At 67.7% G+C, this 9,030-nt stretch carries 20 protein-coding genes; all 20 read left to right on the top strand.

The window, feature by feature from the left end:
• Positions 1-202: 202 nt before the first annotated feature.
• A complete protein-coding gene (locus tag ABN028_RS19875; protein ID WP_349697647.1) occupies positions 203-598 on the top strand; it encodes a WhiB family transcriptional regulator in 396 nt (131 codons plus the stop codon).
• Positions 598-1,215, top strand: coding sequence for a M48 family metalloprotease (locus ABN028_RS19870; protein WP_349697646.1), 618 nt, complete (start codon positions 598-600; stop codon positions 1,213-1,215). The genes ABN028_RS19875 and ABN028_RS19870 overlap by 1 nt, the downstream gene beginning before the upstream one ends.
• On the top strand, positions 1,212-1,664 hold the full coding sequence (locus ABN028_RS19865) for a metal-dependent hydrolase (RefSeq protein WP_349697645.1): 453 nt from the start codon (positions 1,212-1,214) through the stop codon (positions 1,662-1,664). The genes ABN028_RS19870 and ABN028_RS19865 overlap by 4 nt, the downstream gene beginning before the upstream one ends.
• Positions 1,665-1,733: 69 nt before the next feature.
• Positions 1,734-1,940: a hypothetical protein gene (locus ABN028_RS19860; protein WP_349697644.1), complete on the top strand. Its 207-nt coding sequence runs from the start codon at positions 1,734-1,736 to the stop codon at positions 1,938-1,940.
• Positions 1,937-2,902, top strand: coding sequence for a DUF5131 family protein (locus ABN028_RS19855; RefSeq protein WP_349697643.1), 966 nt, complete (start codon positions 1,937-1,939; stop codon positions 2,900-2,902). The genes ABN028_RS19860 and ABN028_RS19855 overlap by 4 nt, the downstream gene beginning before the upstream one ends.
• Positions 2,899-3,414, top strand: coding sequence for a hypothetical protein (locus ABN028_RS19850; protein WP_349697642.1), 516 nt, complete (start codon positions 2,899-2,901; stop codon positions 3,412-3,414). The genes ABN028_RS19855 and ABN028_RS19850 overlap by 4 nt, the downstream gene beginning before the upstream one ends.
• Entirely contained in the window at positions 3,414-3,842 is a 429-nt protein-coding gene (locus ABN028_RS19845) for a hypothetical protein (protein ID WP_349697641.1), read from the top strand. The genes ABN028_RS19850 and ABN028_RS19845 overlap by 1 nt, the downstream gene beginning before the upstream one ends.
• Positions 3,839-4,036, top strand: coding sequence for a hypothetical protein (locus ABN028_RS19840; RefSeq protein ID WP_349697640.1), 198 nt, complete (start codon positions 3,839-3,841; stop codon positions 4,034-4,036). Before ABN028_RS19845 ends, ABN028_RS19840 begins: the two co-directional genes overlap by 4 nt.
• 273 nt (positions 4,037-4,309) lie before the next feature.
• Positions 4,310-4,546, top strand: coding sequence for a hypothetical protein (locus ABN028_RS19835; protein ID WP_349697639.1), 237 nt, complete (start codon positions 4,310-4,312; stop codon positions 4,544-4,546).
• 65 nt (positions 4,547-4,611) lie between these two features.
• On the top strand, positions 4,612-4,812 hold the full coding sequence (locus tag ABN028_RS19830) for a hypothetical protein (RefSeq protein ID WP_349697638.1): 201 nt from the start codon (positions 4,612-4,614) through the stop codon (positions 4,810-4,812).
• Positions 4,809-5,123, top strand: a complete 315-nt coding sequence (locus tag ABN028_RS19825; protein ID WP_349697637.1) for a hypothetical protein — start codon at positions 4,809-4,811, stop codon at positions 5,121-5,123. Before ABN028_RS19830 ends, ABN028_RS19825 begins: the two co-directional genes overlap by 4 nt.
• The gene (locus ABN028_RS19820; RefSeq protein WP_349697636.1) at positions 5,120-5,335 is read left to right on the top strand and encodes a hypothetical protein; all 216 of its coding nucleotides are present in this window, start codon (positions 5,120-5,122) and stop codon (positions 5,333-5,335) included. Before ABN028_RS19825 ends, ABN028_RS19820 begins: the two co-directional genes overlap by 4 nt.
• Positions 5,336-5,337: 2 nt before the next feature.
• Positions 5,338-5,691 (top strand): hypothetical protein, encoded by a 354-nt coding sequence (locus ABN028_RS19815; RefSeq protein WP_349697635.1) that lies wholly within the window; start codon positions 5,338-5,340, stop codon positions 5,689-5,691.
• Positions 5,692-5,710: 19 nt separating this feature from the next.
• The gene (locus ABN028_RS19810) at positions 5,711-6,151 is read left to right on the top strand and encodes a hypothetical protein (protein ID WP_349697634.1); all 441 of its coding nucleotides are present in this window, start codon (positions 5,711-5,713) and stop codon (positions 6,149-6,151) included.
• The gene (locus tag ABN028_RS19805; protein WP_349697633.1) at positions 6,148-6,360 is read left to right on the top strand and encodes a hypothetical protein; all 213 of its coding nucleotides are present in this window, start codon (positions 6,148-6,150) and stop codon (positions 6,358-6,360) included. The genes ABN028_RS19810 and ABN028_RS19805 overlap by 4 nt, the downstream gene beginning before the upstream one ends.
• 81 nt (positions 6,361-6,441) lie before the next feature.
• Entirely contained in the window at positions 6,442-6,732 is a 291-nt protein-coding gene (locus ABN028_RS19800; protein ID WP_349697632.1) for a hypothetical protein, read from the top strand.
• Between the two features lie 149 nt (positions 6,733-6,881).
• Positions 6,882-7,487, top strand: a complete 606-nt coding sequence (locus ABN028_RS19795) for a ParB N-terminal domain-containing protein (protein WP_349697631.1) — start codon at positions 6,882-6,884, stop codon at positions 7,485-7,487.
• Positions 7,488-7,521: 34 nt separating this feature from the next.
• On the top strand, positions 7,522-8,127 hold the full coding sequence (locus ABN028_RS19790) for a hypothetical protein (RefSeq protein WP_349697630.1): 606 nt from the start codon (positions 7,522-7,524) through the stop codon (positions 8,125-8,127).
• A gap of 92 nt (positions 8,128-8,219) precedes the next feature.
• A complete protein-coding gene (locus tag ABN028_RS19785; RefSeq protein ID WP_349697629.1) occupies positions 8,220-8,498 on the top strand; it encodes a hypothetical protein in 279 nt (92 codons plus the stop codon).
• Positions 8,499-8,556: 58 nt separating this feature from the next.
• Complete coding sequence (locus ABN028_RS19780) at positions 8,557-9,030, top strand: single-stranded DNA-binding protein (RefSeq protein ID WP_349697628.1); 474 nt, start codon at positions 8,557-8,559, stop codon at positions 9,028-9,030.

Genomic DNA, 9,030 nt, shown 5'->3' with positions numbered 1-9,030 from the left:
GACGAGCGACGGACACACCACAAGACGAACGGGAAGGTTCCCCCGATGCAGCCCACCGCCGAGCAGCTAGCAGTCGACGTCGTCGACTCGGCAGACACGTACTGACGCACCCTGGTGGGGTCGGCTCCGGCCGGCCCCACCACCACGGCGGTAGAGCGACCGCCAGCCAGCCACCAAACACAACGAGAAAGACGACTCGCCAATGACCGAGCTCGCCCTCCCCGCACAGGAGCCGAAGATCGCCGCGCTCATGGCCGGCGTCGACTTCACCACCTACCCCCGCGACCCGTGGAACGACCCAACCGAAGCGCAACCGACGTGCGCCGGAGACCCCGAGGAGTGGTTTCCCGAGAAGGGCCAGTCCACCAAGGTCGCCAAGAGGTTCTGCGGCGACTGCCCCTTCCGCGCCGACTGCCTGCTCACCGCCCTCGTCGGCGAGGAGAGGCACGGCGTTTGGGGTGGGGCATCGGAGCGTGAACGCCGCGTCATCGGCAAGATCCCGCACGTTCAAGCAGCGGTGAAGGTGCTGAAGGAGAAGGCGCCGCCGAAGCGACGCCGCCGCGCCAGCCCGTCCCGGTTGTTGCAGGCAGTCGCCTGATGACGGACACCTTCGCCGACGTGGCCATCCCGACACCCGCACAGTGGACGCACATCATCGAAATGTGGCAGGACCTGTGCGCCAAAGCCGGCGTGCATCCGCTGCCGCCCGTCACGTTCACCAGCGCGGACAAGGCGGGCATCTTCGAGGATCGCAACGGCAGGGCAACGTTGGAGGTCCACCCCGATCTGACGGACGACCCGCCCGCCGTCCAACGCTGGATCCTCGCCCACGAACTGGCTCACTACATGCGGCGAGATCACGTGAGACCGCCACTCGAGTCCGTCGTGGCGGCCGCGGCGTCGCCGATGCTTTGGGCGTTCAGCATCTTCGCGTTCGTTCTGTTCGAGCGGTACAGCCTCGCCATGTGGGTGATGGTCGCGACCCTGGCTGGGCTCGTCTGCTCCACCGCCACCCTGGCGGCACTCCGGGCCGCCGACCGTCGCGCCGAGTACGCAGCAGACAACTACGCCGTGGCCCTGTTCACCCACGCCGAGTTTGAAGAGGCGGCTGACTGGATCGCCGAGAACTGGCCCGACCCGATCATCACCGGCCCGTGGGCCACGCACCCGAAGTGGTCCCGCCGTCTCCACGCCATGCGGGAGGCCGCCCGATGATGTGGCGTACGCACGCCGCGACCGGCCTCGCCGCAGGCGCCGGGCTGCTGCTGGTCATGCCGATCCACGGGCCCGTCAACCAACTCGCGTGGGTCGCAGCCTGCGGCGGGGCGGCACTGATCCCGGACTGGGACCACCACAAGTCGTCGGTGACCATCATGTGGGGGCCGATCTCCCGGGCCGTCCACCTGGTGGTGAACACCGTGTTCCGTGGCCACCGCGGCGGCACCCACGACTGGCTGATCGCCCCGCCACTGTTCGCGCTACTGGCGTGGCTGGCGTCGCTGCACCCGGCCGCTTCCGGTGTCGCCGTTGCCATCGCCGTTGGTGCCACGCTGCGGGCACTGTCGTTCGTCATCCCCGGCCCCAGCGAGAAGTCGTGGCCGATCAACCTCGCCGCCTCGGCCGCCGCCGGCTGGTACGTCTCCGAGAACGCCGTCCAGCTGTAGTGGCTGCCCATCGCGTTCGGCCTCGGCGTCCTCGCACACATCCTCGGCGACGCCCCAACCAAGTCAGGGGTGCCGAAGCCGCTCACATGGATCGACGGGCAGGACGACGGCGAGGACTACAAGGGTGGCCCGATCACAACCAACGCCTGGTACGAGAACGCGCTGATTTTCCCCGGCCTGCTGCTGCTCACAGCCGGGGCCCTGTACTACACCGTTCCTGACGTCCGAGCGAACGTCGACACCGCCATCGCCTTCATAGGAGCACTGACAGCATGAGCACCAAGATCGAATGGACCGACACCACGTGGAATCCGACCACCGGCTGCGATCGCATCTCGGATGGCTGCGACAACTGCTACGCCCTTACCCTGGCCAAGCGCCTCAAGGGCATGGGCTCCGCGAAGTACCAGAACGATGGTGACCCGCGCACATCCGGACCCGGCTTCGGCCTCACCATCCACCCCGACACGCTCAACGACCCCTACACATGGAAGAAGCCACGAACGGTCTTCGTGAACTCCATGAGTGACCTGTTCCATGCCCGAGTGCCGTTCGACTTCATCCGTCAGGTGTTTGACGTCATGGAGGCCACGCCGCAGCACACGTATCAGATCCTCACCAAGCGGCCAAGTCGCCTACCCAGGCTCGCGGGCAAGCTGCCCTGGCCGTCGAACGTGTGGATGGGAACATCGGTCGAGAACCAGCAGGAAGCCGTCCGGCGTATCCGAGACCTCTTCTCCGCCCCCGCAGCGGTGCATTTCCTGTCCTGTGAACCGCTCCTCGGCCCGGTCGACCTGGCATCCGCGGCATGTCGCGGCGATGAGCGTGGCCACGGACTTACTGCCTCTGCCGTCCACGCGGGCGGCTGCTGCGCTGCTGCCGTCCGTCGCCTCGACTGGGTCATTGTCGGCGGGGAGTCCGGTCTCAAGGCACGGCCGATGCACCCCGACTGGGCACGCTCACTCCGCGACCAGTGCCAAGCCGCCGACGTGCCGTTCTTCTTCAAGCAGTACGGGTCCTGGGCGCCGGTCGGGCCAGATGAGAAGGGCTGCTTCCGGCATGGCGACAGGGAGATCCGCCGCGACGGCTACTGCTGGCCGATCACCGAACCTCACGGCGCCGAGGACGGCACCGAGGTCACGATCCGCCGTGTCGGCAAGAAGGCAGCCGGTCGGCTCCTCGACGGCCGCGAGCACAACGACATGCCCAACCACCAGAAAGTGAGCCAACCAGCATGAGCTACCCCCACTACAGGACCCAATGCGCCGAACACCACCAGCTGGTGCGCGACTTCGGCGGCGACCGCCCCCGCATCGTCGTCCTGTGCGGCTCCACCCGCTTCTACGACGAGTTCCAGCAGGCGAACTACGACCTCACGATGGCCGGCAAAATCGTCCTGTCGGTCGGCTTCTACCCGCATGCGAAGGCCAAGCACGGGCACGGCGAGGGAGTCGGCCACGACTCCGCCGAGAAGGTTGCGCTCGACGAGCTGCACATGCGGAAGATTGACCTTGCCGACGAGGTCCTCGTGCTGAATGTCGGCGGCTACATCGGGGAATCCACCCGCCGCGAGGTCGCCTACGCGGAGCAGGCCGGGAAGCCGATCAGGTTCCTGGTGCACGAGGACGACCAGGACCAGGCGCGCGCCGAGCAGGACATCGAGTCCGCGATCGACGAGGGCCGCCATGCCAGCGAAGCGTACGAGATGCACCGCCAGCCCGCCGAGTGGTTCGGGGAGGCTCCGTACTGATGGCGTACGCGCCGAGGCCATGGGTGCGCCGGTCGGTCGACCGGCGCCGCCTCGCTGCCTGGATGCCGTACGAAGGCGGCTCCAACCGAAAGTGGATCCTCGAAACACTCGGGAAGCGAGTCCAGCCCGAGTGGAACAAGCCCGAGGAGTGCTGGGACGTCGCCCGACCCCATCTGCGCACCCTCGTCACCGCCATGGCGAACCGGTTCGGGGAGATCGACCTGTACCTCGAGTTCTCCAAGAAGGAGCGGTGCGACGTCCGCTGCAAGAACGCCCGCCTTGACGACTGCGAGTGCTCCTGCCTCGGCCAGAACCACAAGGGCGCCGGATACATGAAGCGCTGGATCCGCGTCGGGAACAACGGCCTGGTCGCCCCCGCCGGCCGCGAGATCGTCCACCTCAAAGTCCGAAGGAGCAAAGCCGCATGAACCATGACCGAGCGACCGGCGTGGTCGTCCCCGAGCGTCAACGCTGCATCTGCGACGGCAACGTCTGCGCCGACCACTGCCGCGCCTGCAACCACTCCGGGCGTGACCTGGAGGAACCCTGCATCGCCGACCCAGACTGGCAACCCGACAACGACGACCAACCCCTCCGAGAGGGGATCAGCGCACGACAGTAACCACCATCCATCCGGTACGTTCCTCGCCGGGTCAGCGGCCGCGCATCCGCTGGCCCGGCGTTCGCGTTCTGTTCGGCCGGCAGAAGCGAACGCTGTGAAGGCCAGGTCCCGATGGCCTGGTGGCATGCCCCGTACGGACGGGGCGCGTGGTTCGACTCCACGATCCGTTGAGGGATTTGGCCTTCACACCGCGCCACACTCGGTATACAGTTTCTCCAGAACGACCCCGCATCGAGCGAAGCGGGGAGACCACCCACACGATCGGAGCCCCCGATGTCCAGCACGTCTGTCCTCATCCCCGCCTTCTGCGAAGGCAAGGCCAGCTTCCCGACCCGCGCCGCCGCCCAACCCACCGTCAACCAGCGCCGCTCCACGATGCGCCGCGGACGGTTCGAGGCGGTCGCGTGCCCGATGGGCAACCACTTCCACGTCGAGCGCGTCTCGACTCAGCGCCTCCGGCGCCGCAACCTCGCCCGCCAGCACCGCGCCGCCAAGCTCAAGGCCGCGTGACCACCATGGCAACCACATGGGTCCGCGTCGCCGTCCGAGTCGTTGACCGCGCCACCCGCGAAGTGGTGGAGCGCATCGACCTGACCGGCCTCACACACAGCGCGATCGAAGCCGTCGAGGCCCGCCTCTTCAGGCTCAACCTGATCCGGCTCCACACGATCGACGTGTACCGGATCGCCCGCCCCGGCATCGACGACAACGCATGCCAGGTCGACAACGCCGGCCACGCCGTCAACCCAGACCAGCAAGAGGTGAAAGCAGCATGAACGACGCCAGTCTCGGAGCACTCATCCTCGTCGGCCTGTTCGTCGCGGGGCCGGTCCTCTTCATTACCGGTGCGAGTGGAGTCATCACCGAGGTCTCCGACCGGTGGGACGGCGCCTCGCGTGCCGAGCGTCAAGAGAGGGAACTGGCCCGGTTCGCCCTGAAGGCCGTCACCTTCTTCCTCGCCTGCGGCCTCATCTGCCTGCTTGGCGGCGGATGGTGGACCCTGGTCGGTGTTGGAATTATTGGCCTCACTCTCGGCGGCGGTCTGGCGTTCCTCCGGCACCAGGACGCGAGGATGGTCAGGCGATGAGCGCCAAGTATGTGCGCGACACCTACAAGGTTCCGGCCCGCCGTGGCGGCCGTGTCCGCTACACCGGCGACAAGGACGGGCCGAAGCTCGCCACGATCGTCAGCTTCCCCGGACCGCACCTCGGGCTGAGGTTCGACGGCGAGACGCGAACCATCTCAGCGCACCCGACGTGGGAGATCGAGTACCTCCCGCCGGCCACGAGGGAGAAGTGACTATGGGCCGCGTCCGCGAGTGGTTCCAGGACAAGGTGCTGCAGGCCGACCCGGACATGCTCCCCTCCAAGCCGGCCGCGGATGAGCCGACGGGGGAGAAGCTGCGGAAGGTGGCCGACCACGTGAGAGGTGGCCGACGTCCCCGCTACAGCGACCGCAACAAGAGGTGGAACCGCAACCGGCGCCGCTTCGCCACCAGGGGCATGACCCTCGGTGAACTCAACGACGAGTTGAAGCGCCATCGCGGCCGGTCGAAGCGAACCCAGGTCGTCATCGACACCGGACGCGGCCACCCGATGCCCCTGTACGAGGTCCGGTACGACGGCGACTGCATCATCCTCACCCCCGACAGATGATCACAGGAAGAGAAGACCGATGATCGACCTACTCCCAGCCTTCGCCGGATCCGACGTAGCAGCCTTGGTCCTGGCCCTGATGGCAGCCATGTTCTGGCACCTGCTCCGCGGCTCCGTCCGTGGCCCCGCCCGGCTACTGCTTGTACTCGGCTGGTCCGGCGTGATCGCGACCGTCATGTTCGGCTGGTGGCCCTTCATCGTCCTCGGCTCATTGCTCGCCCTGGTCGGTGCCGCCGAGGTCACCGGCCGCGTCCGCGCCGCCCGGGCCCGCCGCAGGGAGGCCGCTCGTGCAGCCGCTGTCGCGGAGATCGCAGCCCGGGCCCGCTGGGTCGCCGACGCCGAGCACGACGACACGGTGACGGGCCGCGCCGTCATTCCGCTCGGTTGGAACCCCGACCACTGCGACCGCTGCCGGCTGGTCGCCCAGGACAACAACAGGGAGGAGGTGAGACAACGGTGAAGACCAAGCCCCCGAACGACATCCAGAACTTCAAACCGGAGTGCTGGAACTGGGACGAGATCGAGCTGCTGAAGAAGGGCAAGTGTCCGTGGATGACCGAGTACGGCAACCCCGGAGCGGCCAAGTTCTGCAAGAAGAAGCTCAACCGCGGCGAGACATACTGCAAGCCCCACCTGCGGGACGCTCGCGAGAACGGCTGGACCGGGTGATTCCCAGGCCATCCGACTGAACCGACGGCGTATCGAGCGACACGCCCACCACCACCACCACAGAAAGAGAGACCCGGCAGCATGCCTACTCCTCCGGAAGCACTCGAAGCGCCAACCCCCGAAGCGAAGATCGAGAAGGCCCTCAAGATCGCAGGCGAGTACGCCTACATCGACGGCAGCCACCACAAGACGTGGACGATCGACCAGATGGTGCGAGCCCTCACCGGCTGCCCGCTGGTGACCGAGACCGCGAGGGACTACCAGGGCAAGGAGTACAGCTACACGGCCCAGGGCGAGTCAGAGGATTACCGCCACTTCATCGCCACGGACGACGAGGACGACTCACCGTGGGACGAGGGCATCGCCCCATAGACCAGACAAGCTGAGGGAGGCGTACTACCCTCACCTGACGCGCAACATCCAAGGGCGCCCGAGCGAGGCCACCGCCAGCAGGCGGAAGGCCACCGGGCGCCCTTCGCATCCGCGGACGCAAACCAGGCGGCGGCCGTACCGTCCCCGCCGTGACAACCCCACTGCCACGCAGGCTGGCGTACGTGCCCCTCGGCGCCGTACGCCCCGCCGCACGGAACCCCAAGCAGCACAACCGGGCCGGCATCCTCGCGTCGATCGAGCGGTTCGCCCTCGGCGAGGTTCCCCTCGTGGATGACCGCACCGGCCGCCTGGTCGCCGGCCACGGCCGAATCGAAGCGCTCGTCACGATGCGGGAAGAAGGGCAGCGCCCGCCCGAAGGTGTGGTCGTCGACGACGACGGGGAGTGGCTCGTCCCCGTCATCCGGGGCTGGTCATCCCGCACCGACACCGACGCCGAGGCGTACACGGTGGCGTCGAACCACTTGTCCGAGTCTGGCGGCTGGTACCAGCGCGGCCTGGCCGAGCTCGTCGAGGACATCGCCACCGAGGACCCCGGGCTGCTCGACGCGATCGGGTTCACCGCCGACGACATCGACCAGCTGCTCCGCCGCACCGACACCGACCCGGACGGCGGGACACCGCAGGCGCCGGGACAGGACGCGCCGCCCGCGGAGGAGCCCCACCAGGACGACGTCGACGGGCCGACCGCTGTCGCCTGCCCCGGCTGCGGCACCGTCATCCCTCTGCGCGTGTGACGCTATCCCCGCCGGATTCGTACCCTTCGATGTCATGGGACGACGCCGCAGACCCCGCAAGCCAGGCCGCCCCACCCTCCTCAACCCGGAGGTGGAGAGGCGACTCGTCGACGCTGTCCGGCTCGGCGCACCCGTGGCCGTCGCCTCGGCGCACGCCGGCATCAGTGAGCAGAGCTTCTACAACTGGATGAACGCCGGCCGTGAGGAGATCGAGGCACGCGACGCCGGGGAGCCCCCTAACCCGGACCACGAGCCGCACATGCGGCTGTGGGAACGCATCATCGACGCCCGCGCCGCCGCGACGATCCGTAACGTCGGCCAGTTGCAGAAGGCGGCGGCCGGCGGCTACGTGACGGAGGAGACGACCCGAAAGTTTCGCGACCCGGAAACCGGGCGAATCATCACTGAGACGACGACGAAGAGGGCACCGGTTGACTGGCGCGCCGCCGCGTGGTGGCTCGAGCGGCAGCAGCGCAGCCACTTCGGCAAAGGTGTCGACCAGGTGGAGTTGACCGGCGCGAACGGCGGCCCGCTACAGGTGGAGGCAACTGTCGATGTCCAGGCACTCACCCAACGTTTGCAGGCACACCTTGCAACCGCCCAGCCTGTCGGCGAGTTGTCGTCAGGGCGCGCCGACTGAGGTGGTGACCGGAAAGCCGTTGCAGCGGTGTAACAGCCACACCGTAGGGTTGCGGGAGGGCAAGCCACCCGCGTCACAAGGACGCCCGAACGATGAAGCAGGGAATGCCAGAAATCAGTGACGCGGGGTTACGCCGGGTTGTGTCGTCGACGGCCGCTGCCGCCATTCCGTTCGCCGTCTTGGCCGTCTGGTCGCTGCTGTGGACGGTGGCTGCCGCCTTCGGCATCGTGCAGGCGCGCTCCATCCTGGTGCCGGTCGGTTTCACGGTCATCCTGGCCGCTGCCGCCGCGACGTTCGGCGCGTTATGGCGGATGATGGTCGGCCTGGAGAACCCCCCCGACACGGAGCCGAACAGACCCAAGCGGCAGTGAGCAGGTATACAATTACCGGCGAGCGAACAACCACACTGTCTGAAGGGACATGCCTCGCATGGCAGGCGACACCGTAATCACAGTCGTTGGCAACCTGACCAACGATCCCGAACTTCGATTCACCCCGTCTGGCGCAGGCGTCGCCAACTTCACCGTCGCGTCCACCCCGCGCAGCTTCGACAAGCAGGCAAACGAGTGGAAGGACGGCGAGACGCTGTTCCTGCGCTGCAACGTGTGGCGGCAGGCCGCGGAGAACGTCGCCGAATCCCTGCAGAAGGGGACTCGGGTCATCGTGCAGGGCCGGCTGAAGCAGCGGTCGTACGAGACCAAGGAGGGCGAGAAGCGCACCGTCTACGAGCTTGAGGTCGACGAGGTCGGCCCGAGCCTCCGCAGCGCCACGGTGAAGGTCAACAAGACCACCCGCGACCAAGGCGGCTTCGGCAACCAGGGCGGCCCGGCGCAGGACGACCCGTGGGCGACACCCGCGCGCCAGCCCGCACGGTCCGGAGCCGGCGAGCCACCGCCGTTCTGA

Source organism: Actinopolymorpha sp. B17G11, assembly GCF_040196095.1.
GTDB lineage: Bacteria > Actinomycetota > Actinomycetes > Propionibacteriales > Actinopolymorphaceae > Thermasporomyces.
The sequence above is the reverse complement of the archived record's forward strand: the minus strand, read 5'-3'. Positions and strand labels throughout refer to the sequence as shown.